Origin of the sequence: Halomarina ordinaria (genome assembly GCF_030553305.1) — an archaeon.
Lineage (GTDB): Archaea > Halobacteriota > Halobacteria > Halobacteriales > Haloarculaceae > Halomarina > Halomarina ordinaria.
In genome coordinates this window covers 1,585,138-1,611,805 of record NZ_JARRAH010000001.1, presented here as the reverse complement: position 1 = coordinate 1,611,805, position 26,668 = coordinate 1,585,138, and the positions used below count along the sequence as shown (strand labels likewise).

Below are 26,668 nucleotides of genomic sequence, written 5' to 3'. Positions count from 1 at the left end.
GGCGGTACGGGGGGTATGACCTACGAAGACCTCCCCACCGTTCCGCGGGCGGAGGAACTCATCGACAAGGCGTTCTCGCGGGCGGCGCGGGCGGGCCGCGCGAAGTCCGGCGCGGAGGCCCAGCAGTCGATGCTCCAGACTGCGGGCAACGTCCTCTCGGACAACCTCCAGAACGTGGTGACGTCGTGGCCCGACTTCGACGCCGTCGACCCGTTCTACCGCGACCTCGCGGACGCCGTCATCCCGGCGTCGGGCGACACGCCGGCCGGTGTCGACGGCCTGCGCACCCACCTCTCGGAGGTGATGTGGGCGGGGCGACAGGCCGGCCACATCCGCGACGAGTACCAGTCGAAACTCCGCGGCGTCGACGCCGACCTCGCACGCAAGCACCGGAAGCAGGCGTTCGCCCGCCTCGCCGACGTCACCCGCGAGGTCGAGGACGACCTGCTGGCGCTCGGCGAGGCCCGCGACACGCTGAAGACGCTGCCGGACATCCGCCCCGACGAACCGGCGGTCGTCATCGCTGGCTACCCGAACGTCGGCAAGTCCACGTTCGTCAACCACGTGACGAACGCCCGGAACGAGGTGGCCTCCTACCCGTTCACGACGACGCAGGTGCGCGTCGGCCACGTCGAGCGCGACCGCATCCGCTACCAGCTCATCGACACGCCCGGCCTCCTCGACCGCCCGCAGGCGGAGCGAAACGGCATCGAGCGCCAGGCCGTGAGCGCGCTCGAACACCTCGCCGACTGCATCCTCGTGTTCGTCGACGCGAGCGCGGAGTGCGGCTACCCCGTCGAGACGCAACTCGCCCTGCGGGACGAACTGGTGGAACGGTTCGCGGACATCCCCGTCCTCACGGTCTGTACGAAGGCCGACCGCGCGCGCGACATCGACGCCGACGTCTACCTCAGCGTCACCGAGGAGGAGGGCGTCGAGGCCCTCCTCGACGCGGCCGTCGAGGCCGTCGACTACGAACTCGAACTCCCCTTCGAGGGCTGAGGCGCGCTCACGCCCGCGCTCGGTTCCGCGTCTGTGTCGACGTCCACCTCGCCCGCTCGGCCGCTCGCCTCGTAGACGACGACCGACACCGACCGCCCCGTCTCCGACTCGAGCCGCGTCGCGAGTCGCTCGGCCGCGCCGTCGGGGGCGACGGCCGCGTGGACGACCACGGTGGCCGGCGCTCGCGTGAGCAACCCCGCCTCGTACTCGACCGTGATGGCGGTGGCCTCGACCTCGCTCTCGGCGACGGTGTCGTCCACCTCGCCGGCGAACGTCGCGTTCGCCCGGTAGTTTACCGTGACGTACCCCACGGCGGCGGAGACGACGAGGACACTGAGCGCCAGCGCCAGCGTCCGTCGGGCGGAGACGGTCCGCACCCGGCGTCGCTCGAAGAGCCCGTCGGGCAGGTACCCCCGTGCCCAGAGCGTCAGCAGGCTCGTCAGGTTTATCGAGAGGACGTTGACGAGCAGGAGGACGGCCGCGCCCGCCAGGACCGGTGGTCGCCAGTAGGCGGCCCCGATACCGATGGCCGCGGCGGGCGGGACGACGGCCGTCGCCACCGCGACGCCGACGAGCGCGGTGCTCACGTCCGAGGTGAGCGAGAGCGCGGCCCCGACGCCCGCGACCAGCGCGATGACGAGCGTGAACACGACCGGTTCTGAGAACTCGACCACCTGGTGGAGTTCCCCGAACGGGAGCGTCGGGAGGACGAGCAGCCGAACCAGCAGGGCGAACGCCGTCGCGCTCGCGACCGCCAGCGCGATGCCGCCGACCTGCGCGAGGAGCCCCGTCCGGACGAGGTCGTCGTCGCCGACGACGCTCCCGACGCTGGAGGCGATGGCGGGGCCGAGCAGCGGCGCGACGACCATGCTCCCGGTGATGACCGTCGGGCTGTCGAGGACGAGTCCCGAGCAGGCGAGCACCGCGCTCAGTACGGTGAACTGGGCGTACTCGACCGGGTCGCGGAGTTCCTCGCGCATCGCCGCCTGGAGTTCCTCACGCGAGACGGTGCCGCCGGTCGCTTCCCCGTCGTCCTCGTCGTTCTCGCCGTCACCCTCCGCCGGCGACCCCTCGTCGTCGCTCCCCTCGTCGGGGGCGGGGAGGACGACCGACGCCTCGTTCACGGCGACCGTCCCGCCGTCGTCGACGCCGGCGTCGCGAAGCGCGCCGAGCAGCGTCTCGACGGTCTCGGTCTCGACGGTGACCAGCAGCACGTCGGCCTCCCCGTCGGCCGCCCCGACGACCGCGTACGACCCGTCTGGACCGAGGTCGAGGTCCGCGAGCGCTCGCTCGACGTCGGCGCGGGTTCCTGCCGGGAGTATCGCTCGAACGGACCGCATGTGACTACCGGCCCGCCGTCCGCGTCGCACGCGGCGACCGCGCGAGCGACGGACTCCCGGTCGGGCGTCCCGGCCACCGTCTCGATACCATCTCGTACGGAGTCGATTCACCCGAGCGGCATAAACCGCCCTGTGTCGTCCGATGGTGAGCCGGGGCCGTCAGCCGCGCGTCTCGGACACGCCCGCGGGGCTCACGCGGGGACGGCGACGTTCTGCCGGGTGACCTCGACGTACCGCACCTCGACGTCGACGTCGGTGCCGGTCGCCGCCCGGATGCGCGAGTCGATGCGGGCGGCGAGGTCGGTCGGCCGGTCGCCGGGTGGTGCGCCGACGGTGACGACCACGCGCTCGACGCCGGTGAACAGCAGCCGCTGGCGTTCGGTCTCCATCGACACGTCGAGGAGGACGACCCGACCATCGGTCTCGTCGATAGCCGCGTCGACCTCCCCCCGGATGGTCTCCTCGGTCTCCGCCACCCGGTAGCTGTCGTAGGTGACACCGCCGAGGAACACCGAGAGGACGACGATGGCGACGACGAGTCCGCCGACGCGGGTGAGCGTGTCGCTGCGCGCCTCCTCGCGCTGGAAGAACTGCTCGGGGCGGTAGCCGGAGTACCAGAGGACGATCAGCGCCGCGAGGTTGATGGAGAGGACGTTGACGAGGACGAGGACGGCCGAAGTGAGCGCGACGGCCGGCAGGCCGAACGCGATGCCGATGCCGACCGTCGCCGCCGGCGGGATGAGCGCGACGGCGATCATGACGCCGACGAGTGCCGTCGAGACACCCGTCCGGAGGCTCAGCGCGCCCGCGACGCCCGCGCCGAGGGCGACCGTCAGCGAGAGGAAGTCCGGTGCGATGCGCTCCTGGACCTGCGGTATCGTCGTCGGGTCGAGCCCCGGCGGGACGAGGTTCGTCACCTGGACGAGCCACGCGAAGAGGGCGGCCGCGAGGATGGACAGCACGATACCGATGAACTGGAGACGGACCCCTCGGACCCAGAGTTCTCGGTCGTCGACGACGGTGCCGACGCAGGCGGCCATCGCCGGCCCGATGAGCGGCGCGATGACCATGCTCCCGACGACGGTGGCCGCCGAGTCGAGGAGCAGCCCCGCCGTGGCGATGATGGCGCTGATGATGGTCAGCGTGACGTACGTCGGGAACGTGCTCGCGAGGCTCTTCGCGCGGGCGACGAGTTCCTCGCGGGCGATACGGTCCTCCGCCTCCTCGTTCCCGTCGTACTCGTCCTCCAGCGCGTCGAAGCGCGCCGAGATGACCGTCGTCGCGTCGGTGACGACGGTGTAGCCGTGCTCGTCGACACCGACGCCACGCAACCGGGCCAGGAGGTCTTCGACCGCGTTCGCCGGGGCGGGAAAGGAGACGACGGCGTCGTACTCGCGGCCGCTGCTCTCGTCGCTCACGACGTAGTCGACGCCCTCGTCGTCGAGCGCCTTCAGCACCGTGTCGCGTTTCGCCGCCGGCACCGCAACCTGTACGAGTCGCACGCCGGAACGTCACCCGGGACGGTCAAATACTCTAGTATCGCGCCGTCGTCTCTCACTCGCTGAGCCGCCGAAGGACGGGAATCTCCGCGACTCGGTCCTCGGACAGCAGGCCCCAGTCGATACCCGACGGCTTCGACCCTCGTGCCGGACGGAGGACGCGCTCCGGCGTCGCGACGAGGTCGAGGGGGACGTCGTGGGCGTCGGGGGTGAGGTCGGCCGCGAGCACCTGCTCGTCGTGGACCGTCGTCGCCAGCGGCGTGTCGTCGTCGACGGCGCCGAGTTCGCGCAGGACGGCGTACTCGAGGTCGCTGTACCCCTCGCCCTTCCCGACGCGTACCCCGTCCTCCGTGACGGCGACGCTCCCGGCGACGACGAGGTCTATCTCGGGGAGGGCGTCCGGGCCGACCTGCACGCCCAGTTCTTCCGACCCCGAGATGGTCGAGGCGCGGTGGGGGTCGTCGATGCGGGCGGGGTCGAGTTCGACGAAACACTCCTCCTCGCGGAGGCGGGGGACCGCCATGTACACCGTCTTCCCGGCTTCGAGCGCGCGCTTCCTGACGGGGCGCTGGGGGGAGTCCGGGTTCGCCTTCAGCACCGCGGCGCGTTCCCACTCGGGCGTCTCGAACAGACGCCCGGCGGCGCGCTCGGCGCCCACGAAGTTCGGGATGCGCCCGCGCGGGGGGAACGGGAAGCGGGCGAAGTCGCCCTCCTCGAAGCGCGTCCAGACCGCGTCGCGCGCGTCGGTCTTCTCCATGCCCGTGGCTCGGCGGGCGGCCACAAAAACTCCACAGGACCGGGTTCAGGTCGCGGGCCGGCCGGTCATCCGACGCTCGGAGCGACCCTTCGCCCACGCGCCGACGGCGCCGCCGAGGGCACCCGGGATGGCGGCGAGCGCGAGGTAGACGACCCCCGCGACGAAGATGCCCACGCCGAGGAGGCCGCCGGCGAGGAGGCCGAACAGGCTCAGCAGGACGAGCGCGACGAACGCGCCGATGACGGTCGCGACACCTCCGTTGACGGCGCCGTTTCCGACCCGCCCCCCGGCGACGTAGCCGGCGACGAACCCGCCGACGATGGCCGTCAGGCCGGTCCCGACGACCGGCAGGTTCACGTCCGTGAACGGGATGACCGCGCCGCTGAGCAGCGCGAGAACGACGGTCGTGAGGAACCCGTAGACGATTGCGCGGGTGTGTAAGTCCATGACACTATCCTGTGGGCTGTACGAGGACATAACACTTTTCTGCCGGTTCCGGGACGATACGACCCCCGAGACGGTCGGCCGGGCGTCCGAATCACTCCGGCGCGCTTTTCCCCGCCGCTCGGGTAGCAGGGGTATGTTCGAGTCGCGGCCGGACCGGGACGCGGAGGTGGTGCTCCTCGGGCGGTCGAACGTCGGGAAGTCGACGCTCATGCGGGAGCTGACGGGACACACGTTCTCGACGGGCGGCAAGCCGGGCGTCACGCGGGCGCCGAACCACTACGACTGGGCGCCCGAGAGCTTCGTCCTCACCGACCTCCCCGGCTTCGGGTTCATGGAGGGCGTCCCCGAGGAGCGCAGGGAGCAGATCAAGACCGACATCGTCCACTATCTAGAGGAATATGCAGACGACATCCTCGTGGGCGTCCTCGTCGTCGACGGCAAGAGCGTCGTCGACATCATCGACCGCCACAGCGCCCGCGACGAGCTACCCCACGACGTCGAACTGTTCCACTTCCTCGAGGAACTCGGCATCCCGGCGGTCGTGGCGGTGAACAAGATGGACAAGGTCGACGACCGCGACGAGCGCCTGAACGCCCTCTGTGAACGCCTCGGCCTCCTCCCGCCGTGGCAACAGTGGCAGGACACCATCGCCCCCATCACCGCGAAACGCGGGAGCATCGACCCGCTCACCGAGGCGGTCCGCACGCACCTCCACGACGCCAAACGCGACGACCTGTTCAAGTTCTTCTGAACCACCACCTTTTGCTGTGCGGGTGGCGAAGCCGCCCGCTGGCAAACGCTGCAGTGTGAGACGCGACGCGTCTCACAGGCACCCAGAACCGCGTAGCGGTTCTGAGAGGACGAAAAGCCCGCGGCGCTCCCTGCGGTCGCGCCTCGACCCGCTCGCTCGCTCCGTTCGCTCGCGGCGCGACTGCTCGCGTCGGGGCGCCGGGGTCTCGGCTACCGACGGTTCATCGAACGGTATCCCGAGAGGTTCCGGAACGAGCGTCGCCGCGGGGTCGTGCGTATTCACTCCACACGTCCGCTCAGAACGCCGACGAACCCGAGGGCGTGTTCCTCGTAGCGCCTGTCGACGGTCCGCGAGACGAGTGCGTCGCGGGCCGCGCCCACCCGACGGTCGAGTCGCCGGTTCGGGGCGTCCTCGCCCCGTTCGACGGCCTGTCGGAACGAGTCGACGGGCGAGTCGGCGGGCGCGCCGGCACCGACGAACGCGCCGAAGGCCGGGGTGAGCAGTCGGCCGAGTGGGTGCGTACTGCTCGTCGCGTCGAGCAGGGCGACCCGACCCGCGGCGAGGTCGCACCAGTCGTCGACCGCCGCGCCGGGGTCGGGGAGCATGCCGACGACGAACGACGCGAGGACGGCGTCGGCGCGCGCGACGGGCGGCCGGGTCGCGTCGGCCTCGACGACGGCGACGTTCTCCCACCGGGCCGTGCGCTCGCGGGCGCGGTCGAGCAGCGGCCGGGTGAGGTCGACGCCGACGACCCGTCCCTCCGACCCCACCCGCTCGCGGAGGTGCGGGAGGTTCGCGCCGGTGCCACAGCCCATCTCGACGACGGTGTCGCCCGGCGCGAGCGAGAGGGCGTCGGCCGCGCGCTCTCGCCAGCGCGCGACCCCCGGTGCCGTGGCGATGGCGTCGTAGAGGTCGGCGTAGCGGCCGTAGAAGGCCCGGACGCTCACGGTCGCTCCCCGTCGCGCAGGTCGCGGACGCGCTCGGCGGCCGTCGCCGCGTCGGTCGCGAGGACGTACGCGACGGGTTCGATGCCGAACCCGCCGGTCTGGTAGAGCACGTCGACCTGCGCCCCCTCGGACAGGGCCTCCGCGATGGCCGACGCCACGTCGCCCTCGGCGTCGAACTCCCGCGTGCCGAGTCCCCGGTCCTCCGCCCGGGCGACGAGGTCGGGGCTGTAGCGGACGTTCAGCGCGGCGCGGGCCTCGCTGCCGGCGTCGCGCGCGGCGAGCAGGATGCCCGCGACGTGTTCGCTGACGCCGAACTCCGGGTCGCCCGGCACGGTCGCCCGACCCTTCACGTCGAGGATGCGCCCGGGGACGGCCACCACGTCGTCGATGTCGGCCGCGTCGGGGAGGCACTCGACGAGGTTCGACCCGACGGCGGGGATGAGCGCGGCGAACCCGCTCGTGTTCGAGAGGATACGCAGGCCGCGCCGGACGGACGCGAGCGCGCGCTCCGCCTCGCGAAGCCCGCTGTCGGCGTCGTGGACGGCGAAGTCGCCGTCGTAGTCGGCGAGTTCGGGCATCGCCTCCTCGTGGAGCGTCGCGAGCAGGTCGCCCCGCTCCAACTGGCGGATGAGCACCTCCGCCTCGACGAGCGCCTGGACGCGACTCGTCTCGCCGGCCGCGAGGCCCTCCCCGAGGTGGGCGACGAGGTCACGGACGCGCTCGTCGTTCAGGACCGCCGCGGAGCGGTCGACGTCGCCGTGGGCGTACTTCGAGACGGCGCTCTGGCTGATGCCGAGCAGGGTGGCGACCTCGTTCTGGGTCAATCCGCGCTCGCGGAGGTCCTCGGCGAGCATCGAGCGGAACGTCGGGAGGAACTCGTCGACGACCACCTCCTCGATGAACCTCACTGTTCGCCCCCGAACTCGACGTCGCCGCGGATGCGCGAGGCCTGCGGACCCGCCTGGTCCTGATACTTCGACCCCCGGTCGCTCCCGTAGGGGCGCTCGGCGCGCGAGGTCAGTTCGGTGAACACCAGTTGCGAGACGCGCATCCCCGGCGTGAGCGCGACGGGCGCGGTGCCGAGGTTGGAGAGTTCGAGCGTTATCTGGCCGCGGTAGCCGGGGTCGACGAAGCCGGCGGTGGCGTGGACCACGACCGCGAGTCGGCCGAGCGAGGAGCGCCCCTCGACCTGCGCGACGAGGTCGGGCGGTATCTCGACGCGCTCGTGGGTCGTCCCGAGCACGAAGTCGCCGGGGTGGAGGATGAACTCCTCGCCGTCCTCGACGTAGGTCTCCGAGACGTAGTCGTCGACCTCCGTCTCGCGGTTCGGGTGGATACACGGGATGTTCGCGCGCTGGAACTCGAGGAACTGCCGGCCGAGTCGCACGTCGACGCTCGCCGGCTGGACCTGGAGGTCGACGTCGTCGAGCGGTTCGACCACGAGGTCGCCGGCCTCCAGTCGCCGGAGGATGTCCGCGTCGGAGAGTATCATACCGAATCCACGCGCCGAGAGGGTCCTAAACCTTCCTCGTTACGCCGAGGGCCGGGGACGTCCCGACTCACAGGACGCTCCCGACGAACGCGAGCACCCCGCAACAGACGGCGATGAGCGCCGCCGCGTCCCTGTCGACGTTCCGCGCGTGGGACATCCCGTGGTAGTAGACCCACCCCTGCCACGCTGTGGTGAGCGCGGCCCCGAGCAGTACCACCGGGTGCCGGAGGTCGCTCCGGAACCCCGCGACCTGCGACTCCAGGGCCGCCTCGCCCGCGGTGACGTCGACGCTCCCCGCGAACGTCACGAACACGGCGCCGAGCAGGACGAACTGCGGGAGCGTCGTGGCCTGCGCCCACCCGGCGACGGCCAGCGAGTCGCCGAACGACCCCTCGCCGCCGGCGAGCGCGGTCAGGACGTGCATCCCGACGCCGCCCAGGACCCACCCGGTCAGCGAGGTGAAGAACACGACCGGGAGCCGGTCGACGACGGCGTTCCAGACGAGCGAACTCGCCCGCACCTCTCGCTCGCTCGGTTCGTCACAGTCCGTCCCGAGCGGTGAGTCCGGGTCGTCGCCGTGTCGCTCGCAGACCCAGTCGGGCGGTCGGTTCTCGTTGTCGACGGTGACGGTCGCCTCGCCGGCTTGCTCGGCGAGGGCGTAGCCGAACACGCCGAGGGTGGCGGTCGCGACGAGCGCGACGAGGAGCGCGACGGCGACCGCCCGCCCGAGTCGGAGTCCGGGCGCGTGTCGCTCGAAGTACCTGTCCGGTCGGCGGAGGGGACCGAGCATGGGGCCCGGTGTCCGACGAGCGAGCATAGGTCTTCCCCGTCGCTGGACGAGTCGTCAGCGCTTTGGCGCGCCTCGTCCAGCCTGGGGTATGAAACAGGCCATCGTCGCCCGCACGGACATCGGCATGGGGACCGGCAAACTCGCCGCGCAGGTCGCCCACGCCTCGCTCAAGGCCTACGAGTCGGCGGGTCCCGACGCCCGGCGACAGTGGAAATCCGGCGGGCAGAAGAAGGTCGTGCTCAAGGCGGGCAGCGAGCGCGAGGTGTTCGACCTGGCCGAGCAGGCCCGTCGCGAGGGACTTCCCCACGCCGTCGTCCGGGACGCGGGCCACACGCAACTCGACCCCGGCACCGTGACGACGCTCGCCGTCGGCCCGGCGCCCGAGGCGATGGTCGACACGGTCACCGGCGACCTCTCGCTCTACTGAGGCTCAGATACCGCGCTCGTACTGCCCGGGGACGGTGACGGCCTCCATCCGGTCGAGTTCCTTCGCGGCGTGGAGCGTGAAGTAGGGGTCGCGGAGGTGTTCGCGCGCGAGGATGGCGAGGTCCGCGCGCCCGTTCCTGACGACCTCGTCGGCCCCCTCGGGCGTCGTTATCTTCCCGACGGCGCCGGTCCGGACGTCCGCCTCCGAGCGCACGCGCTCGGCGTACGGCACCTGGTAGTGCGCACCCGTCCCCGGTATCCGCTGGTCGGGGTGGATGCCACCGCCGCTGACGTCGACGAGGTCCGCGCCGACCTCCTTCAGGTCCGCCGAGAGGCGGACGGTGTCGTCGACGGTCCACGACTCGCGGTCGGGGAGCCAGTCGGTCGCCGAGAGGCGGACGAAGACGGGCCTGTCGTCGGGCCACACCTCCCGGACGGCGGCGGTCACCTCCCGAATCAGACGGGTTCGACCGGCGTAGTCGCCGCCGTAGTCGTCCTCCCGGGTGTTCGTGACCGGCGAGTAGAACTCGTGGAGCAGGTAGCCGTGCGCGCCGTGGACTTCGGCGATTTCGAACCCGGCGTCGAGCGACAGTTCGGCCGCGCGCCGGAAGTCCTCGATGACCGCCTCGATACCCGCCTGGTCGAGGGCGTCGACCTCGTGGGGGTCGTCGTGGGGGTAGGGCACGTCGGTGGGGCCGACGGGCGTCCAGCCCTCGGTGCCGTGGACCGGCCCCGACTCGTCGGCGAAGGGGCGGTGGGTCGCGGCCTTGCGCCCGGCGTGGGCGAGCTGGATGGCCGGCACCGACCCCTGCTCGCGCACGAACTCGACGGTGGGTGCGAGCGCGTCGGCGTGCTCCTGGCTCCAGATGCCGAGGTCCTGGGGCGAGATGCGTCCCACTGAATCGACCGCCGCCGCTTCCGTCATCACGATGCCCGCGCCACCGACGGCGCGCGACCCGAGGTGGACGTGGTGCCAGTCGGTCGCCAGGCCGTCGCCGTCGCAGGAGTACTGACACATCGGCGACACCATGACGCGGTTGGGTATCTCCGTCTCGCGCAGCGTGAGCGGCGTAAACAGGTCCGACATTCGACGCGACTTCGGGGCGCGCGCCAAAAGCCCCGTCGAAGCCAGCAGGCGTGGCCGCTCGCGGCACCCGTCGTCCGGAACCGGGAACCGGGGAGCACATACCCGCGGGTCGTGAACGGCGCGTATGTACCTGGGCTCGGCGACGGGGGACGGGCACTGATGCGGCCGGCACACCCCGTCGAGCGCGCGGTCGGTATCGACCACTACGTGAGCGACGCCGACGGCGTCGGCGGGCGCCTGCGCGAGTCGCCGGAGGACTTCCGGGTGAGAGAGCGCGAGGCGGTCGACGTCGAGCCGGTCGACGCCGACCCGGGGGCGTACCCGCACGTCGTCTTCCGGGCCACGTTGCGCAACTGGGACACCAACGACTACGTCGCCGTCCTCGCCGACCGCCTCGGCGTCAGCCGCGAGCGCTTCTCGTGGGCCGGCACGAAGGACAAACGCGCGCTCACCACGCAACTGTTCTCGGTGCGCTGGCTCGACGCGCCCGACCTCCCGGACGTGCGCGGCGCGAGCGTCGAGGTGCTCGGGCGGACCGGGCGGCCCGTCCTCTTCGGCGACCTCCGGGGCAACGAGTTCGACGTCGTCGTCCGCGACCCCGAGCGCCCCGAGAACGTCCCCGCCGTCGTCGACGCCCTCCGCGAGTTCGGTGACGGGGAGACGGTGGCCGTCCCGAACGTCTTCGGTCAGCAGCGCTTCGGGACGCGCCGACCGGTCACCCACGAGGTCGGACTCGCCATCGCGCGCGGCGACTGGGAGGGGGCGGTCCTCGCCTACGTCGGCAACCCCAGCGAGCGCGAACCGGAGTCGACCCGCGAGGCGCGAACCTACGCCGAGGAGACGCGCGACTGGGCGGGCGCGCTCGACCGCCTCCCGACGCGTCTCGGCTACGAGCGCGCGATGGTCCACCGCCTCACCGAGAACGGCGGCGAGGCCCCCGAGGACTTCCGCGGCGCGCTGGAGACGGCGCCGAACAACATCCAGCGCCTGTTCGTCAACGCAGCCCAGTCGTACCTCTTCAACCGGATGCTCTCGGCGCGACTGGAGCGCGGCCTCCCCTTCCACTGTCCAGTCGCAGGCGACGTGGTCTGTTTCGCCGACGGGGAGGGACAACCGGACGCGAACCGCAGCCAGCGTGTCACCGAGGAGCGCGTCGAGACGGTGACGCGCCACTGCGAGCGCGGCCGGGCGTTCGTCACCGCGCCGCTCGTCGGCACGGAGACCGAACTCGCGGGCGGCGAGCAGGGCGACATCGAACGGGCCGTCCTCGACGACGCGGACCTCGCCCCCGCCGACTTCGACCGCGAGGGGGAGTTCGGCTCGACGGGCACCCGTCGGGCGGTACTGCTGACGACGGCCCTCGACGTGCGCGAGGACCCGCTGACGTTCTCGTTCGCGCTCCCGTCGGGGTCCTACGCGACGGTCCTCATGCGGGAGTTCCTGAAGGTCGACCCGGCGTCGATGCGGTGAGCGCGGAACAGGCCAGTTATACCTCCAGCGCGAGTGTCCGGGGACATGAGCTGTCGGCAGTGCGCGAGCGACCTCGACCGGCCGGGGGACTACTGCCTCGTCTGCCGGACGCGCAACGCCGACACGGTCGTCCTCGAACTCGGCCGCGAGCGCGCGCGGATGACCGCCCTCCTCGACGACGACGTCGTCGGAACGCGCGAGGTGACGACCACGCCCGAGGAGGGCGAGCGCGAGTCGACCGAGTTACGCAACTTCGCTGGCCTCGTCGCCGACGACCTCGTCCGAAAGCGCCCCGAGGAGGTGTACGCCACCGGGGACCGCGAGGTGCTGGGCGCCGTCCGCGAGCAGGTCCACTTCCCGTTCTACCGCGTCGAGGGCGACGACCCCGTCGCGGCCGTCGTCGAGCGTCGGGGGAAGCCGGCGCTGGAGACCGTCGAGAAGCCGCCCGCGGCGAAACTCGGCGGCGCCCACAGCACGCTCATCGGTGGCCGTGACGGTCGACGCGCGGTCGAGACCGTCGCCGGCCACCCGCACGTGAAGAAACTGATACCGGGTCCCATCGACGCCGGCGGCTCCGGGTCGCGCACGGGCGTCCGGGCGAAGGCGACCCGCGCCGACGGGAACGGCAACGTCCGGATGCTCCTGCGCGACGGCTCCAGCGTCCAGGAGAACCGCGTCGTCACCACCGCCTACGACCGCGAGACGGGCGAGCGCGTCCGCGACGACCTGAACGAGTGGCTCCGGGAGGCGGACCTCCAGGAATGAGGGGTCGAGTCACGGTCCGGACGGCCGTCCCGCCGGCGACTCAACGGATTTATACCTCTGTCGGCGGTACCGACGCGTATCATGGCCAAGAAGAAGGGACGAACGGGCAGTGCGGGTCGCTTCGGCGCGCGCTACGGCCGCGTCGCCCGCCGTCGCGTCGCCGAGATCGAAGAGGACACGCGCAACTCGAAAGTCGACGGCGACGCCGTCAAGCGCGTCGGGACGGGCATCTGGGTCAACGAGGAGACCGGCGAGAAGTTCGCCGGCGGCGCCTACCGCCCCGTCACCCCCGGCGGCCGCACGGTCCGACGCTCGATTCGCGCCGCCCTCTCCGAGGACGACGAGTAACCTAAGTACGACGACCCGATACTACCCTACTACCCGCATGAGCTACAAGTGTTCTCGCTGCAAGCGCGACGTCGAACTCGACGAGTACGGCGGCGTCCGCTGTCCGTACTGCGGCCACCGCGTCCTGCTGAAGGAGCGCGGCGGCGACATCAAAGAGATAGACGTCCACTAGCCGGCGTGGCGTCGTCGGCCCCGCACCGCGTTCTCCTGGAGTTCGAGTACGAGTCGCCGGACCGCGCGCGCCTCGTCGAGCGCTGCGTCCGACAGGAGGTCGGCGAGATAGCGGGCGACCGCACCCGTGCGACGGTTCGACGCGACGGTGCGACGCTCGCGGTCGACGTCGTCGCCGACGACCTCGTGGCGCTCCGCGCCGGTCTCAACACCTGGTGTACGCTCGTCGAGGTCGCGGAGGGCCTCTCGGAACCGCGTCGTGACGGGGCGCGCGAGCCCTCCGAGGACACGGCGTAGAATCGCGGCTGTCACACCCGGTACTCCCGCCACGGGGACGATACACACGGAGCGTCGAATGCCGTGCCTTTTTGCGTCGTCGTCCCCTCGACGGACCCATGCAGGGTAACCTTCCGCCGGAGGCCCAGGAGAAGATCGAAGAACTCCAGGGTCTCCAGGAGACCGCACAGCAGGTCGCCGCACAAAAACAGCAGGCCGAGACGACGCTCTCGGAGTCCCGCGCCGCCCTCGACCAGCTCGAGGACGTCGACGAGGACACGACGATGTACCGCGAGGTCGGCGAACTGCTCGTCAAGACCGAGTACGACGAGGCCGTCGAGAGCCTCGAGGACAAGGTCGACAGCCTGGAGATTCGCGTCGAGACGCTCGACAAGCAGGAAGAGCGCGTCCAGCAGCAGTTCGAGGAACTGCAGAGCGACCTCCAGCAGATGCTCGGCGGCGGCCCGTCCGGCCCGCAGGGACCCCAGGGTCCCGGCATGGGCGGCGACTGAGCCGATGCCGACCGACGAGGAGGTGGTCGAGGCCGCGAGCGACGCCGCCGAGGGCGTCGTCTTCTCGCGGTACAAGCAATCCGAGGTACGTGACCTCGACGTCACGGTGACGTTCGAGGAGGGCGTCCTCGAGGTGGACGTCTACCTCAACGCGCCGGCCGAGCCGGCCGACCCCGAGCAGGTCGCCGACGACGCGGCGCTCGCGGCGCAGGCCGCGGTCGACGACCTGTTCGCCGCCGAGGAGTGAGTCCACGCTCGACACGCGTCGACACCCCTTCTCTCACCCGTACCGTCGCTCGTGGACGGGACAGAACGCCGGGTCGCGGAGCTGTGCCCGTACCACACCCTCCTGTCGGTGGGGGTTGTGGAGGCGACAGCGCTCGTCCTCGCAGAACGCCTCCCCCGTCTCGAGGTAGTGGACGGCCTGCAGCGCGTAGCCGCGGAGCGCGTCGGTCGTCCGCGGGTCGTCCTCGACGAGGAACGACCCCTGGACCTCGCGTTCCAGCACTTCGCGTGGCGGCGCGTCACCACTCCGGAGGGCGTGGCGCTGTTGCTCGCGGTAGTAGTCCTCCGGCTTCGCCGGCGCCTCGTACAGTCCGGGCACCGAGAGCAGTGCCGGCTGACCGAGGACGGTCACGCGCTTGTGCCACCGTCCGTCGTGGGCGCCCCACGTCCCGAGCACCCGGTCGAGCAGGACGACGTGTGCGTGGTCGAGCGACCGCTCTTTGGGTGGGAGACGCTCCCTGAGCGCGTCCTGGACTGCCACCCCGTCGTAGATGACGCCGCCCGCCCGCTCGGGGTGCGAGAGCGCTCGCTCCTCGTAGCGGACGACACCGAGCATCTCGCTACCCGTCGCCCGGTCGTACGGCGACAGCACCCGCGCCCGGGCGAACTCGCGGGCGAGCGCCTCGTCCGCGCCGTCGAGGAAGCGCTCGCGGACGGACACCTCGGCGTCGACTCGCTCGCGGAGCCACGCGGCGATGGCGTCGGCGTCGGCCTCGGTCGTGGGCGCGGGGTAGAGGCTGACGCGCTCCATGGCGGTCAGTCGTCAGCGGGCGCCCGCGAGGTGAGTTCGACCGGGTCCGCTTCGACGTCGAGTTCGTCGAGGGCGACCTGTGCGGCGCGCTTGCCCGAGAGCAACATCGCCCCGAAGGTCGGCCCCATCCGCGGGAGGCCGTAGGTCGTGGCGACGGCCATGCCCGTCACGACGAGGCCGTCGTGCGCGAGGCCGGTGTGCTCGACGACGGCGTCCTCGCTCTTGCCGACCCACATGGAGTCGTGGCCGGGCGAGTCGTGACCGGGCGCGCCGTACTGGCCGTCATCGGTGCCGTCCATGACGGTCCCGCGCTCGCGGGCGTCCTGGATGCCCGGCGCGTCGAGGACGCCGCGCTCGTCGAGTTTGGTGACCGCCATCGCGTCGTGGCCCGTCGCGTCGATGACGAGGTCCGCCTCGACGGCGATGGGGTCGACGCAGGTCAGCTCCCGCGGCAGGGCGTGGACCGGCGTCCAGTTCATCACGATGCCCCCGACGCGGTGGTCCTCGCGGATGACGATGTCGGTGAACTCCGTCATGTTCTGTACCTTCGCACCCGCGTCGCAGGTGGCTTTGATGAGCGCGCTGCAGGCGTGCGGCCCGTCCGCGACGTACAGTCCCTCGGTGTCGCGCGCCGGGCGGTGGTCCACGTCGAGGTCGGCGAGGACCTCCTGGGCCGGCGAGCGCACCGTCACCTTGTTCATCAGGAACCCGCCGAGCCAGAAGCCGCCCCCGAGGTAGTTGTTCTTCTCGACGACCATCGTCTTCACACCGCGTTCGGCGAGTTCGCGCGCGGCGACCAGCCCCGACGGGCCGCCCCCGACGACGATGACGTCGGAGTCGGAGAAGTCCATGAACTCCTCGGTCCACTCCTGACCGATGGCTCGCGTCACGTCCGCCTCGCTCGCCGCACTGAACGGCGTGTGTTCGCTTTCGCTCATACCACTCGGTAGTATTCGCTTGTGGTAGTTAGGTGTTGTGGCGTGGTCGCGGTCGACAGGGCGTGGCGTCCGGTACGGGGCGGGGACTGCCCCGGTCAGGTGACTTTTGTCCACCCGCTCCGAGGGCTCTCCATGCAACCGACCGCGCGGGTCCGTGCGTGCGAGCGCTCGCCGATCCGCCTGATGTTCGACCTCGCCGAGGCGACCGACGACCGCGACCTGGTCCGATTGGAAGTAGGGGAACCGGACTTCGAGACGCCGACCCACGTCACCGAGGCTGCGAGCGCGGCCGCTCGCGCCGGCCACACGAGTTACACCACCAACGCCGGCCTGCCGGCACTCCGGACGGCCATCGCGCGGACGCTCGCCGACGAGTACGACGTCCGCCACGACCCCGACGAGGTGATGGTCACGACCGGCGGGATGGAGGCGCTCCACCTCGCGATGCTCTGTACCGCCGACCCGGGCAGTGAGGTGGTGATTCCCTCGCCCGCGTGGCCGAACTACTTCACGCAGGCGCGCCTCGCCGACGCGACGCCCGTGGAAGTCCCGCTCGCGTACCCCTTCGACCTCGACGCCGACCGCGTCATCGAGGCCATGGGGCCGGCGACGGACGTGGTCGTCCTCTGTACGCCGTCGAACCCCACCGGGCGGGTGTTCGACCCCGACCCCGTCCGGGCGGTCGTCGAGGCGGCGGCCGACCACGACGCCTACGTCCTCGCCGACGAGGTGTACGCCGCGCTCACCTACGACGCCGACCCGACGGGCATCGCGGCGCTGACCGGCCACCCGGAGCACGTGCTCACCGTGGGGTCGTGCTCGAAGTCACACGCCATGACCGGCTGGCGGGTGGGGTGGCTCGCCGGCGACCGGTCGGTCGTCGACGAGGCGACGAAGGTGCGCGAGTCGACCACCTCGTGTACGTCGAGCGTCTCCCAGCACGCCGCGCTCGCGGCGCTCACCGGGCCGCAGGAACCGACCGAGCGGATGTACGAGGCGTTCCGCGAGCGCCGCGACTACGTCGTCGACCGCATCGCGGGGCTCGACGGGGTCTCCGCGCCCATGCCCGAGGGGGCGTTCTACGCCTTCCTCGAACCCGACACCGACGAGGAGAGCCTCCCGCTCGCGAAGCGACTGCTCACCGACCACGGCGTCGTCCTCGCGCCCGGGACGGGCTTCGGCGAGGCCGGCGAGGGCTCGCTCCGCCTCTCGTTCGCCAACTCGCTGGAGCGCCTCGAGGAGGGGTTCGACCGACTGGAAGGGGCGTTTTGAGGAGGCGACGCGTCGCTGTGCAGGCCGACTGGGAGGGCTGACAGACGGCACGGGGCCGAGCGCGAGGCGCTGTGCCGTACTCCCGCGGGACGCCTCGCGCCGAGCGGTCAGGACACGGCGGACCTGGTCGCGCTCCGCTACTTGAACCCTCGCCACCCGACGAGGACACGTTTCCTGCGCCGTCGCGTCACCGTACCGACGACCGTTCAGAGGACGCCTCTGCCGACTCTATCACCGCTTTTCGCGGACCCGCTCGACCGACTCGCGGCGCGCGTACCGTTCCTCCCGGTCGGCACCGACCGGGAGGAAGAGCGCGAGGACCGCCCGAACGTCCCGCCGCGTATCACCGACCTCCGACGACGCTCCCTCACCCTCCGTCCGCGCGGTCGCCGCCCGTCCGGATGGCGCGCTCGGCGTCCGCGAGAGCCGCCTCGCGGTCGAACGCCTCGACGATGGCCGCCAGTTCCTCGCGCTCGGCGTCCGCGAGGTCGCGGGCGTGCGCCGTCACGTTCGGAATCGCCCGCAGGACGTTGTCCACGATGGGGACGGCCGCCACCTGTGGCGACCGCGAGAGGGGGTTGAGGTCGACGACGAGTTCCGTCTTCCCCATCGCGCCGAGCGCCTCCGCCCGGTCGCCGTCCTCCAGCGGGACGAGCACGACGTCGGCGTCGTAGATGCCGTCGGCGTCCACCTTCGCGCGCTCGTGGTCGAGTCCGGGGATGCGTGCGTCCGCGGTCAGTCCCTTCACGGCCTCGGCGCCGTGCTCGCGCAGGTGGTCGGCGATGGCCCGGACGCGCTCGTCGGTCCGGTTGAAGAGGTTCACCTCGAGGTCCGCCCCCGTCGCCTCGGCCAGCTCGACCAGCTCGCCGGGGCAGAGTGCCGCGACGTTCCCGTTGACGGAAATCACGGGATGGCGCGCCAACAGGAGGTGGGCGGCGGCGGCGCGTTCGGCCGCGTCGGCGCTGTCGAGCGTCCGCTCGCCGAGGAGGTAGTCGAACGCCTCCCCGCGCCCCTCCGCGATGAGGCCCTGCATGCTCGTGATGCCCTTCTCGACGCCCGCCTCGATGCGGTGGCGCGTCAACAGCGAGAGGTAGCGCGGGTGGCTCTCCGGTACCTCGATGTCGCTCATGGGCGGGGTTTGCGAGAGGCGGTGAAAAGCGCCGCGCTCCGGGGTCAGCGCCGCGCGCCGCTCGTCACCGAACACCGCCGGGCGTCGTAGCCCGCGTCCGAGAGCCCCGAACCGAGGGCGAAGACGGTCCGGCCGAGCATCGCCATCGCCGCCTCTCCGCCGGCGTCCTGGACGTCCTCGATGGTCGTCGCCACCCGGTCGGTCAGCAGGCCGGCCTCTCGCGCGAACGTCCGTGAGGCGGCCATGAACGTCCCCGCGCTCGGGTCGTCGAGCAGGCGGTCGAGGGCCGCCTCCCCCGCGCGGGTGAGCGCGGCCGTGTCGCCGGTGAGTATCTCGGCGGTGTCGAGGCCGCCGAAGGTGACGTACTCGACCTCGGGGCGGGCGGGGAGGCCGTCGAGGCGGCCGTGGGGCGGTGCGCCCGGTTCGAGGCGCAGCGGGACGCCCCCGCGGGCCTGTCCGACCACGTCACCCAGTCCGGTGCCGGCTTCGACTTCGGCGGCGTGCGCGAGCGCGACGAGTTCGTTCTCGGTCCGGGGGGTGAGGTCGGGGTGGTCGGGCGCGTGCGCGTCGAGCGCGAGGGCGGTCCCGAGCGCGCACGCCCCCGAGACGCCGAACCCGGCGCTCACGGGGAGTACCGTCTCGCACTCGACGCGGGCGTCGACGGCGAAACCGTCGAGGACGTTCGCGACGGCGGCCATCTCGACGCGCTCGCCGTTGACCGCGAGCGTCGTCTCCTCTGCGGGCGTCGCGGCGACCTGGACGCCGTCCGAGAGCGCGAGTCCCGCCCCGCGCGACCCCGCTACCAGGGGGTCGTCGTTCGGGTGGGCACTGAAGAAGCCGGTGACGTGGCCGGGGACGAACGCGCGCTCGGTCATAGTTCCGTCCCCGACTCCGCCGCTGTCGCGCTTGAATGTTACAGTTCGTCCCCGTCGAAGAAGCCGGTCTTCTTCGCCGCTTCGTCGTCCGTCCCCCACGGCGGGTCGAACGACTCGATGCCGAGACGGGGCAGGTGCTTGGCGCAGTGGACGTACGCCTCCTCCACCTCCACGCTCACCCACACCTTCCGCCGGTCGGTCCCCGAGGGGTCGACCGCCTCCGGGATGTCGTCGTGGAGGGTCGCCCGCCCGTTGACGTGGAGACCGACCGTGCTCTCCCACCAGTCGACGAACGTGAGCGAGGCGTAGGGGTTCTCCTCGACGTTGCCGAGCGAGGCGTGGACGCCGTTGCCCCGGTACTCCGGGTACGCGAGGCGGGACGACGAGAGCACGTTCACGAACCCGCGAGGGCCGAGGCGCGGCGAGCAGTCGGTCCGGCCGTCGGCGTCGGCCGTCGCGAGGAAGAAGAGGATGCGCTCGCCGACGAACCGTTGCATCCGGGGGGTCAGCGACTCGTGCATGCTGTCGTCGTAGAAGGACTCGGCGCGTGCTTCGGTCCCGAACCGCTCCTGCAGGTCGTGTTCGCCCGCGCTCCCGGGGCGCTCGTCTCCCATGGGGCGACTACACGAGGGGCCTGAAAGTCACTGTCGAAGTGACGGCACGAAAAACGTCCGACCGCCCGGACCGACGACGGTCCGGCGCGGGTCGGCACGGGTCGGGACTGGCACGGGCCCCGACCCGGTGATGAGCACGACGCTGTGGGGGCGGATGGCACACACGAGTATTTCCGTCACCCCAATCGACGAGGGGGCCCCGACGACTGTGAACCTTGGCCATGCGCTGGCCGGTTTCGCCGCGCGAGACTGTATCCGGACCCGAGTCGATTCCTCACCCCTGCTGCGTTCCCTGGAGGCGGTTCATGACCGGCGTCGCCGTGACGCCGTGGAGGACGACCGAGACGAGGACGACGAAGCCGACCAGCGCCCAGACGAGGTCTGCCTGCGGAAACGGGGCGCTGTTGAGCGCGTAGGCGAGGTAGTAGAACGACCCGATACCCCGGATACCGAAGAAGGCGATGGCACCGCGCTCGCCGGCCGAACGGTCGAAGCCGAGCAGGCCGACGAGGCCGGCCAGCGGACGGACGACGAGGACGACGGCGAGGCCGACGAGCGCCGCCTCCGCCGTGAGCGGCTCGAGGAGGCCGGTCGCCAGCGCGCCGCCGAGCAGCACCATGATTGTCACCATCAGGAGGTACTCGACCAGCTCGGCGACGTCGTGGAGCGCGTCGTTGTACTCGTGTTCGCGCTCGTAGTCGCGGAGGGAGACGGCGGCGACGAACACGGCGAGGAAGCCGTAGCCGCCGACGAACTCGACGGCGCCGTAGACGAGGAGCGTTCCGGCGAGGGCTTCGAGGCCGGCGAGCGAGCGCGCGAGCGGCGTCTCCGCGCCGAAGCGAAAGACCAGTCGCGCCAGTAGCCAGCCGAGGGCCGCCCCGCCGGCCACGCCCACGACTCCCTTGTACCCGACGTAGACGAGCGCCCACTCGCCCGCCCAGTCGACGGGTGCGAGGCCGACCAGCGCGAACAGGATAGCGAGGTAGGTGAAGGGGAAGGCGAGGCCGTCGTTCAGTCCCGCCTCGGAGGTGAGCGCGAAGCGCACCTCGTCGCCCATCCCCTCCACGTGGGGGGTCGGTTCGTCCTCCTCGCCCTCCGTCGGCTCCTCGACCTCCACCTCCGAGGCGAGGACGGGGTCGGTCGGGGCGAGGACCGCCCCCAGTAGCATCGCCGTCGGGACCGTGAGACCGAGGACGCTCCAGCCGAGCGCCATCGCCGCGGCGATGGTCAGGGGCATCGTCACCGCGAGCAGGCGGACGGTCGAGGCCCACTCCGGCCACCCGGGGTGGCGGTCGAGTTTCAGCCCCGCACCCATCAGCGCGACGATGACCCCGAACTCGGTGAGTCGCTCGGCGGCCTCGCCGTGTTCGAGGGGGTTCGGCGCCGGGAAGCCGAGCGGGAGGCCGAAGAGGGCGGCACCGAAGGCGACGTAGAGAATCGGCAGCGAGATGGGTCGGTCGGCGACGACCCGGGAGAGCACCACCACACCGAGAAGGACGACGCCGGCGACGACGAGGGCGATTTCGTATTGAGAGAGCGCCATGTCGAGCGCTACTCGAGGGGGGCTGAAATAGCTTCGAGCCGACGTGACGCCCGGGCGCAGACGCGTGGCACAGGTTTTTGCGGCCCCCGCGTGACTCCCCTCGAATGCGAAGACGCACGTTCGTCACCCTCGCGCTCGCCGGCCTCGTCGGCGGTGCCGGTTGTCTCGACCGGGCGCAGGGGCCGGCCGAGGGGGCGCCGAAGTCCGTCAGCGACTCGCGTCCGGTGAGCGGCCTCGTCCCCGACCTCCCGGTGACGGAGAAGACCGACATCGTGAAGCGGGGGGTCGAGTCGGCGCCGGTGACGATAGCCGACCTCGACGCGTTCCGGACGGCCCTCGAGGAGCGCGACGTAGTCGTCGAACGCCTCGAATCGAACGACGGCTACCTCGCGCTCGACCACCCCTTCGACGACGGGGGACTCGCCGACCCCCTCGGCGTCGTCGCCGGCTGTTACGCCGCGTACGTCGGGGGTGCCGACGACCGCCGGACGCTCTCCGCCACGACCTTCTTCGAGGGGGAGCCGGTCGGGGAGTACGCGGTGCTCGCCGCGTGGGTCGACGAGTACGAGCGCGGCGTCCTCACGACGAAGGAGTACGGTGAGAAAGTGCTCGGGACGGTCACGACCGCGTGAGCGGTCCGCTCAGTCGTCGGCCGGTTCTGCCCGCTCCCGGTCGAGGCCGTGCCGGGTGACGACGGGTCGTTCGGTGGCGAGGAACCGCACGAGCAACAGCGCGAAGACGAACTTCGCGCCCACGTCGAGGAGGGTGTACAGCCACGAGGTCGCCGCGAGGCCGGTGGCCCCCGTCCCGAACAGCGCCAGTCCCTCGGTGCCGAGCGCCCAGACGACCGGGTAGCCGACCCAGAGCACCGTGGTCAGGTACTTCAGCCGTCCGAACAGCCGCTGCACCGACGGGTCCTGGTCGGCCACGTCGCGCGGCCACTCGACGAGGAGCACGTACAGGACGACGAGGAAGAACGCGGTGCTCAGCGCGAACCACGCCCAGCGGAGCCACAGCGCCCGCGAGGTCATCGCGGCCGCCAGTCCGGTCACGCACATCGCCACGTCGAAGACGACGGCGGTGAACAGCTTCGTGACGTTCGTCCCCGCCAACAGCCCGAGCGCCACGAGGATGAGCGGCGTCGAGAACGTCCACGTCAGGTAGCGCCCCCACAGCGTCACCGACTCGCCTCGACCGGGGATGTCGACGACACCGACCGTCAGGCCGCTGATGAGGCCGAGGTAGCTCGCGATGGACACCGCGGGGATGCCGATGGTGGCGACGAGGATGAGACGGGCGTACTCGTCGGTCACCCCGCGCCCGAGGTAGGTGAACAGGAGCAACGCGACCCCCATCAGCGCCACGTTCAGCCAGAGCGAACTCGCGAGCAGCGCGTTCGACAGCGCCTCCGCGACGAGGTCGTCGGCCTGGAGCGGCCCGACGACGGTGAACGGTGGGGTTGGTACGACCATACGTACCGAGAGGCCCCGGACGCACTTGTAATCTTACGGTCATTACGGCAGCAATCGCCGGTCCCTCGCTACGGGGACTGTTCCGGACGTGAAGAGGACTCCGAACCGCTCATCGATGTGTTCATATCGGATTTCGTATCTACCGACAGCGTTATATCGCTGTGTAAAGTGTCCTTTACTGTAAAGCGTGCTTTACGGACCGTCCGCTTTACACCTCGCCATGACCCAGAATCGAACCGTCCCCCCCGCGACGAATCGGCTCTCCAAGCAACGCCGCTACCGCCGGCTGATGGTCGGCTCCCTCCTCGGCGGCGTCGGCCTCAGCCTCGCGCTCAGAGTCCTCGACTACCCACTCGCCGGCGAGGCCGTCTACTGGCTGGGCGTCCTCGGCTTCCTCGCCGTCTGGTTCGGCACGTCCGTCACCCTGTTCGACGAGCGAGACCGGGCGCTCGAACGCCGCGCCAGCCAGCTCGCCCTCCTCGCCCTCGCGCCGGTGCTGGTCGTCGGCGCGTCGGCCGCGCGCGTCCTCCCGCTGGTGAGCGACTACGCGGTCCCCGCCGCCGTCTGGCCCGCGCTCTACGCCTACGTCTCGGTGTACGTCGTCTTCGGCGTCGCCTACGCGTGGGTCCGCTCTGGACGATGAACAACGCGCTCCGCCAACGCCGCGGCGACGTCGGGATGAGCCAGGCCGACCTCGCGGCCGCCGTCGGCGTCACCCGCCAGACCATCAACGCCATCGAGCGCGAACGCTACGACCCGTCGCTCGAACTGGCGTTCAAGCTCGCGGCGCACTTCGACTGCCGCGTCGAGGACCTGTTCGACCCGGCGCTCGACTGACCTCTCCTCCCTCACCGTTCGAAAACCGAGTGCGACCGACCGGTTCGCGCCTACGGACTCAGCCGCTGGCGGTCCCGCGGGAAGAGGACGGCTTCGCGGATGTTGTCCAGCCCGAGCATCGTCATGACGAGGCGCTCGCCGCCCAGCCCGAAGCCCGCGTGGGGAGGCATCCCGTAGCGGAACATCTTCGTGTAGTACTCGAAGGATTCGGGGTCGAGGCCTTGCTGTTCGAACCCGGCGACGAGCTGGTCGTGGCGGTGTTCGCGCTGCCCGCCCGAGACGAGTTCCATGCGCGGGTGCATCATGTCGAAGCCCGTCGAGAGCGCCGAGTCGTCGTCGTGGTCCTTGATGTAGAACGGCTTGATCTCGCTCGGCCAGTCGGTGATGAAGTAGTGACCGCCGACGTCCCGCCCGAGGGCCTTCTCGCCCTCGGTCGGCAGGTCGTCGCCCCAGACGAGCTGGTCGTCGAGTTCGCCCGTCGCGTTGATGCGCTCGATGGCCTCCTCGTAGGAGAGGCGGGGGAACGCCTCCTCGGGGACCTCGAACTCGTCGTCGAGCCCCAGCACCTCGAGTTCCGCGGCGCAGTTCTCGGCGACCGCCTCGTAGGCGGCGCGCACGGCGCCCTCACAGACGTCCATCGCCTCCCGGTGGTCGGCGAAGGCGCTCTCGAAGTCGATGGAGGTCGCCTCGTTCAGGTGGCGGGGCGTGTTGTGCTCCTCGGCGCGGAAGATGGGGCCGATTTCGAACACCCGCTCGAGGCCGGAGCCGACCATCAGCTGCTTGAACAGCTGCGGGCTCTGGTTCATGAACGCCTCCTCCCCGAAGTAGGTGATGGGGAACAGCTCAGTGCCGCCCTCCGTCCCGGTGGCGACGATCTTCGGCGTGTTGATCTCCGTCGCGTCGACCTCGCGGAAGTACTCGCGCACGGCCCGGAGGATTTCGGCGCGAATCTCGAAGACGGCCTTCGGCTCGTCGCGCCGGAGGTCGAGCGTGCGGTTGTCGAGGCGGGTCGGCAGTTCGGCGCCGACCTTCCCCGAGGGGTCGAGGGGGAGTTCGGGGTCGGCGGGGGCGACGACCTCGACGGACTCGGGGACGACCTCGACGCCCGTCGGCGCGCGCGGTTCCTCCTCCACGTGCCCGACGACCTTCACGACCGACTCCCGGGAGACGCCCGTGCCGGTCTCCACGAGGTCGTCGTCCATCTCGTCTTTGGCGAACTTGACCTGTATCTTGCCCGTCTTGTCCCGGAGGATGAGGAAGGCGATGCCGCCGAGGTCGCGGAGCTCGTGCGCCCAGCCGGCGACGGTGACGTCGTCGCCCGGCTCGGCGTCCGCGGTGTACGTTCGGTTCTCCATGCCGCCCCGTTTTCGCCGGGTAAGTTAAAATCGGTCGATTTACTCGATGAGCGCGGACTCGACGAGCCGGGCGTACCCCCGGCGGAGGCGCTGGCTGATGGCCTGTTCGGAGACGTCGAACGCCTCGGCGATGTCGCCCATCGTCGACCGACGGGGAATCTCGAAGAACCCGTTCTCGTGGGCGAGTTCCAGCGTCTCGCGCTGACGCGCCGTCAGGCCGTAGTCGGCGCTCGCGTCCGTCGACTCGAACAGGTCGAGCAGTTCGAACCGCACCCCGACCTGGTCGAGGAACGCCCGGTAGCCCGCGAGCGTCCGGCGGTCGGGAAACCGCGTGACGCCGTACCACCACCCCTCCTCGAACCACGTCCCGTAGTGACGGGCCTCCACGTCGGACCAGTCCGCCTCGGCGTACACCCTCGCGGCGCGCGTCACCTGCGCGCGGTAGAGCCGTGCCCCGTCGGTCTCACAGACCGCTTCCACGTCGGTGACGGTCGCGTCCTCCTCCATCGCCGTCTCGAAGGCGGTCAGGTCACCGTCACCGCCGCCGTCGACCCAGAAGAACAGGCGGGGGCGGTCGCCGTCGGTGGGGACCGAGCGCGTGACCTCGACCGTGACCGACGGGACGGCCGACACCGCGCTCGCGAGGACGAGGTTCGGGGATGCCGTGCGGTATGCGGCGACGACGCTCATTGGTCGGTGTTCTGTCCTCTATTGTCAATAACCTTACCGCCGACAGGTTCGGCCGGGTCGGGGCTGTGTGGTCGTCGCCGTCTACTGCGGGACCTGCTTCGCGTCGCGCACGCCGCGGACGGTCGCCTCGACCGCATCGATGCCCTCGTCGTGGACGAGGTCGCCGACGACGACGACGTCCGCGTGCTGGCCCATCGTGTGTGCGGAGTCGTAGTCGTGGACGCCGCCGCCGTAGAACAGCGTCGCCTCGTCGAGCGCGTCGTGGGCCGCGGCGACGTGAGCCGTGTCGCCGAGCGTCCCCGAGTACTCGATGTAGACGATGTCCTGGCCGAACATGCGCTCGGCGACCGTCGCGTAGGCGGCCACCGCGTCCGGGTCGAGGTCGCAGTCCGCCTCGGTGTAGGTCGCCACCGAGGAGTCCTCGTTGAGCACGATGTACGCCTCGGTGAACGTGCGGTCCCAGTCGATGTCGTGGTCGAGGCGCGCCCACTCCTTGTGCGCGCCCGTGATCCACGCCACGTCGCCCGCGTTGAACACGACGGGGATGAGGTAGCCGTCGAGGCCGTCGTCGTGGACGACGACGGACGTCCCGCTCGGTTCGATGTACACCGGGACGTCGTACGTCGCGCAGGCGTCGACGACCCGCGCCATCTTCTCCTCGGTCACGCCCATCGTCCCGCCGACGGCGATGGCGTCGGTCCCCGTCGCACAGACGTCCTCGTAGGTGACGCCCTCCGGCAAGGTCTTGTCGGGGTCGACTTTTACGATGTGGTCCCAATCAGCCCACGCGTTCATACCTCTCCGTTCCGACCACCGGACAAAACGCC

33 protein-coding genes are annotated in these 26,668 nt (G+C 71.0%); 14 read left to right on the top strand and 19 right to left on the bottom strand.

Annotation, left to right across the window (positions count from 1 at the left end; translation table 11 throughout):
- Window positions 1-15 precede the first annotated feature (15 nt).
- Entirely contained in the window at window positions 16-1,002 is a 987-nt protein-coding gene (locus P1Y20_RS08730; protein ID WP_304448278.1) for an NOG1 family protein, read from the top strand.
- On the opposite strand, the gene P1Y20_RS08725 is transcribed toward P1Y20_RS08730, so the two are convergent.
- From P1Y20_RS08725 to P1Y20_RS08710, 4 genes are all read right to left on the bottom strand, one after another.
- Window positions 972-2,342, bottom strand: a complete 1,371-nt coding sequence (locus tag P1Y20_RS08725; protein WP_304448277.1) for a TIGR00341 family protein — start codon at window positions 2,340-2,342, stop codon at window positions 972-974. The two genes, P1Y20_RS08730 and P1Y20_RS08725, sit on opposite strands and share 31 nt — an antisense overlap.
- A gap of 191 nt (window positions 2,343-2,533) precedes the next feature.
- A complete protein-coding gene (locus P1Y20_RS08720; protein ID WP_304448276.1) occupies window positions 2,534-3,844 on the bottom strand; it encodes a TIGR00341 family protein in 1,311 nt (436 codons plus the stop codon).
- 52 nt (window positions 3,845-3,896) lie between these two features.
- On the bottom strand, window positions 3,897-4,598 hold the full coding sequence (locus tag P1Y20_RS08715) for a 5-formyltetrahydrofolate cyclo-ligase (RefSeq protein ID WP_304448275.1): 702 nt from the start codon (window positions 4,596-4,598) through the stop codon (window positions 3,897-3,899).
- 45 nt (window positions 4,599-4,643) lie between these two features.
- Window positions 4,644-5,045, bottom strand: a complete 402-nt coding sequence (locus P1Y20_RS08710) for a DUF5518 domain-containing protein (RefSeq protein ID WP_304448274.1) — start codon at window positions 5,043-5,045, stop codon at window positions 4,644-4,646.
- Window positions 5,046-5,178: 133 nt separating this feature from the next.
- Between P1Y20_RS08710 and engB the strand changes: the two genes are divergently transcribed.
- The gene (gene engB / locus P1Y20_RS08705) at window positions 5,179-5,796 is read left to right on the top strand and encodes a GTP-binding protein EngB (protein WP_304448273.1); all 618 of its coding nucleotides are present in this window, start codon (window positions 5,179-5,181) and stop codon (window positions 5,794-5,796) included.
- Between the two features lie 278 nt (window positions 5,797-6,074).
- Here engB and P1Y20_RS08700 read toward each other — a convergent pair whose 3' ends face one another.
- The 4 genes from P1Y20_RS08700 to P1Y20_RS08685 all read right to left on the bottom strand — a co-directional run bounded on the left by P1Y20_RS08700 (window position 6,075) and on the right by P1Y20_RS08685 (window position 9,025).
- Window positions 6,075-6,743, bottom strand: coding sequence for a class I SAM-dependent methyltransferase (locus P1Y20_RS08700; protein WP_304448272.1), 669 nt, complete (start codon window positions 6,741-6,743; stop codon window positions 6,075-6,077).
- On the bottom strand, window positions 6,740-7,651 hold the full coding sequence (locus P1Y20_RS08695; RefSeq protein ID WP_304448271.1) for a thiamine-phosphate synthase family protein: 912 nt from the start codon (window positions 7,649-7,651) through the stop codon (window positions 6,740-6,742). The genes P1Y20_RS08700 and P1Y20_RS08695 overlap by 4 nt, the downstream gene beginning before the upstream one ends.
- Window positions 7,648-8,235 (bottom strand): dCTP deaminase, encoded by a 588-nt coding sequence (gene dcd, locus P1Y20_RS08690; RefSeq protein ID WP_304448270.1) that lies wholly within the window; start codon window positions 8,233-8,235, stop codon window positions 7,648-7,650. The genes P1Y20_RS08695 and dcd overlap by 4 nt, the downstream gene beginning before the upstream one ends.
- 67 nt (window positions 8,236-8,302) lie before the next feature.
- The gene (locus P1Y20_RS08685; protein ID WP_304448269.1) at window positions 8,303-9,025 is read right to left on the bottom strand and encodes a Yip1 family protein; all 723 of its coding nucleotides are present in this window, start codon (window positions 9,023-9,025) and stop codon (window positions 8,303-8,305) included.
- An 88-nt stretch (window positions 9,026-9,113) separates the two neighbouring features.
- Here P1Y20_RS08685 and pth2 point away from each other — a divergent pair, with 88 nt between their 5' ends.
- Window positions 9,114-9,452 (top strand): peptidyl-tRNA hydrolase Pth2, encoded by a 339-nt coding sequence (gene pth2 / locus P1Y20_RS08680; protein WP_304448268.1) that lies wholly within the window; start codon window positions 9,114-9,116, stop codon window positions 9,450-9,452.
- A 3-nt stretch (window positions 9,453-9,455) separates the two neighbouring features.
- Here pth2 and P1Y20_RS08675 read toward each other — a convergent pair whose 3' ends face one another.
- Window positions 9,456-10,538, bottom strand: a complete 1,083-nt coding sequence (locus P1Y20_RS08675; protein WP_304448267.1) for an NADH:flavin oxidoreductase/NADH oxidase — start codon at window positions 10,536-10,538, stop codon at window positions 9,456-9,458.
- 159 nt (window positions 10,539-10,697) lie between these two features.
- On the opposite strand from P1Y20_RS08675, the gene truD reads away from it, so the two are divergent.
- The 7 genes from truD to P1Y20_RS08640 all read left to right on the top strand — a co-directional run bounded on the left by truD (window position 10,698) and on the right by P1Y20_RS08640 (window position 14,327).
- Window positions 10,698-12,008, top strand: a complete 1,311-nt coding sequence (gene truD / locus P1Y20_RS08670) for a tRNA pseudouridine(13) synthase TruD (protein ID WP_304448266.1) — start codon at window positions 10,698-10,700, stop codon at window positions 12,006-12,008.
- 45 nt (window positions 12,009-12,053) lie between these two features.
- The gene (locus P1Y20_RS08665; RefSeq protein ID WP_304448265.1) at window positions 12,054-12,773 is read left to right on the top strand and encodes a DUF2103 domain-containing protein; all 720 of its coding nucleotides are present in this window, start codon (window positions 12,054-12,056) and stop codon (window positions 12,771-12,773) included.
- A gap of 81 nt (window positions 12,774-12,854) precedes the next feature.
- Window positions 12,855-13,121, top strand: coding sequence for a 50S ribosomal protein L37ae (locus P1Y20_RS08660; protein WP_304448264.1), 267 nt, complete (start codon window positions 12,855-12,857; stop codon window positions 13,119-13,121).
- A gap of 37 nt (window positions 13,122-13,158) precedes the next feature.
- Window positions 13,159-13,293 (top strand): DNA-directed RNA polymerase subunit P, encoded by a 135-nt coding sequence (locus P1Y20_RS08655; RefSeq protein ID WP_304448263.1) that lies wholly within the window; start codon window positions 13,159-13,161, stop codon window positions 13,291-13,293.
- A 5-nt stretch (window positions 13,294-13,298) separates the two neighbouring features.
- Window positions 13,299-13,589, top strand: coding sequence for a KEOPS complex subunit Pcc1 (locus P1Y20_RS08650; RefSeq protein WP_304448262.1), 291 nt, complete (start codon window positions 13,299-13,301; stop codon window positions 13,587-13,589).
- Window positions 13,590-13,687: 98 nt separating this feature from the next.
- A complete protein-coding gene (locus P1Y20_RS08645) occupies window positions 13,688-14,080 on the top strand; it encodes a prefoldin subunit beta (RefSeq protein ID WP_304448261.1) in 393 nt (130 codons plus the stop codon).
- Window positions 14,081-14,084: 4 nt separating this feature from the next.
- The gene (locus P1Y20_RS08640; RefSeq protein ID WP_304448260.1) at window positions 14,085-14,327 is read left to right on the top strand and encodes a DUF3194 domain-containing protein; all 243 of its coding nucleotides are present in this window, start codon (window positions 14,085-14,087) and stop codon (window positions 14,325-14,327) included.
- 33 nt (window positions 14,328-14,360) lie between these two features.
- On the opposite strand, the gene P1Y20_RS08635 is transcribed toward P1Y20_RS08640, so the two are convergent.
- A complete protein-coding gene (locus P1Y20_RS08635; RefSeq protein WP_304448259.1) occupies window positions 14,361-15,116 on the bottom strand; it encodes a DUF7001 family protein in 756 nt (251 codons plus the stop codon).
- 5 nt (window positions 15,117-15,121) lie between these two features.
- Window positions 15,122-16,054 carry a sulfide-dependent adenosine diphosphate thiazole synthase gene (locus tag P1Y20_RS08630; protein WP_304448258.1) on the bottom strand — a complete coding sequence of 311 codons (933 nt, stop codon included), beginning with the start codon at window positions 16,052-16,054 and terminating at the stop codon, window positions 15,122-15,124.
- A 132-nt stretch (window positions 16,055-16,186) separates the two neighbouring features.
- Between P1Y20_RS08630 and P1Y20_RS08625 the strand changes: the two genes are divergently transcribed.
- Window positions 16,187-17,326 carry a pyridoxal phosphate-dependent aminotransferase gene (locus P1Y20_RS08625; protein ID WP_304448257.1) on the top strand — a complete coding sequence of 380 codons (1,140 nt, stop codon included), beginning with the start codon at window positions 16,187-16,189 and terminating at the stop codon, window positions 17,324-17,326.
- Between the two features lie 367 nt (window positions 17,327-17,693).
- Here P1Y20_RS08625 and P1Y20_RS08620 read toward each other — a convergent pair whose 3' ends face one another.
- The 4 genes from P1Y20_RS08620 to P1Y20_RS08605 all read right to left on the bottom strand — a co-directional run bounded on the left by P1Y20_RS08620 (window position 17,694) and on the right by P1Y20_RS08605 (window position 21,487).
- Entirely contained in the window at window positions 17,694-18,455 is a 762-nt protein-coding gene (locus P1Y20_RS08620; RefSeq protein ID WP_304448256.1) for a 4-phosphopantoate--beta-alanine ligase, read from the bottom strand.
- Between the two features lie 44 nt (window positions 18,456-18,499).
- Window positions 18,500-19,330, bottom strand: a complete 831-nt coding sequence (locus tag P1Y20_RS08615) for a pantoate kinase (RefSeq protein ID WP_304448255.1) — start codon at window positions 19,328-19,330, stop codon at window positions 18,500-18,502.
- A 38-nt stretch (window positions 19,331-19,368) separates the two neighbouring features.
- The gene (locus P1Y20_RS08610; protein WP_304448254.1) at window positions 19,369-19,944 is read right to left on the bottom strand and encodes a pyridoxamine 5'-phosphate oxidase family protein; all 576 of its coding nucleotides are present in this window, start codon (window positions 19,942-19,944) and stop codon (window positions 19,369-19,371) included.
- Window positions 19,945-20,218: 274 nt separating this feature from the next.
- Window positions 20,219-21,487, bottom strand: coding sequence for a cation:proton antiporter (locus tag P1Y20_RS08605; protein WP_304448253.1), 1,269 nt, complete (start codon window positions 21,485-21,487; stop codon window positions 20,219-20,221).
- 104 nt (window positions 21,488-21,591) lie between these two features.
- On the opposite strand from P1Y20_RS08605, the gene P1Y20_RS08600 reads away from it, so the two are divergent.
- The gene (locus P1Y20_RS08600; protein WP_304448252.1) at window positions 21,592-22,119 is read left to right on the top strand and encodes a DUF8159 domain-containing protein; all 528 of its coding nucleotides are present in this window, start codon (window positions 21,592-21,594) and stop codon (window positions 22,117-22,119) included.
- Between the two features lie 9 nt (window positions 22,120-22,128).
- Here the strand turns inward: P1Y20_RS08600 and P1Y20_RS08595 are convergent, their stop codons facing one another.
- A complete protein-coding gene (locus P1Y20_RS08595) occupies window positions 22,129-22,959 on the bottom strand; it encodes a bacteriorhodopsin (RefSeq protein ID WP_304448251.1) in 831 nt (276 codons plus the stop codon).
- A 220-nt stretch (window positions 22,960-23,179) separates the two neighbouring features.
- On the opposite strand from P1Y20_RS08595, the gene P1Y20_RS08590 reads away from it, so the two are divergent.
- Together P1Y20_RS08590 and P1Y20_RS08585 are read left to right on the top strand one after the other, a co-directional pair.
- Entirely contained in the window at window positions 23,180-23,602 is a 423-nt protein-coding gene (locus tag P1Y20_RS08590; protein WP_304448250.1) for a DUF2178 domain-containing protein, read from the top strand.
- Window positions 23,599-23,796, top strand: a complete 198-nt coding sequence (locus P1Y20_RS08585) for a helix-turn-helix transcriptional regulator (RefSeq protein ID WP_304448249.1) — start codon at window positions 23,599-23,601, stop codon at window positions 23,794-23,796. Before P1Y20_RS08590 ends, P1Y20_RS08585 begins: the two co-directional genes overlap by 4 nt.
- Before the next feature lie 50 nt (window positions 23,797-23,846).
- On the opposite strand, the gene aspS is transcribed toward P1Y20_RS08585, so the two are convergent.
- The 3 genes from aspS to P1Y20_RS08570 form a co-directional block, all read right to left on the bottom strand.
- The gene (aspS, locus tag P1Y20_RS08580; RefSeq protein WP_304448248.1) at window positions 23,847-25,151 is read right to left on the bottom strand and encodes an aspartate--tRNA(Asn) ligase; all 1,305 of its coding nucleotides are present in this window, start codon (window positions 25,149-25,151) and stop codon (window positions 23,847-23,849) included.
- Between the two features lie 39 nt (window positions 25,152-25,190).
- Window positions 25,191-25,841: a helix-turn-helix domain-containing protein gene (locus P1Y20_RS08575; protein ID WP_304448247.1), complete on the bottom strand. Its 651-nt coding sequence runs from the start codon at window positions 25,839-25,841 to the stop codon at window positions 25,191-25,193.
- 81 nt (window positions 25,842-25,922) lie between these two features.
- Complete coding sequence (locus tag P1Y20_RS08570) at window positions 25,923-26,636, bottom strand: phosphoglycerol geranylgeranyltransferase (RefSeq protein WP_304448246.1); 714 nt, start codon at window positions 26,634-26,636, stop codon at window positions 25,923-25,925.
- Window positions 26,637-26,668: the final 32 nt, after the last annotated feature.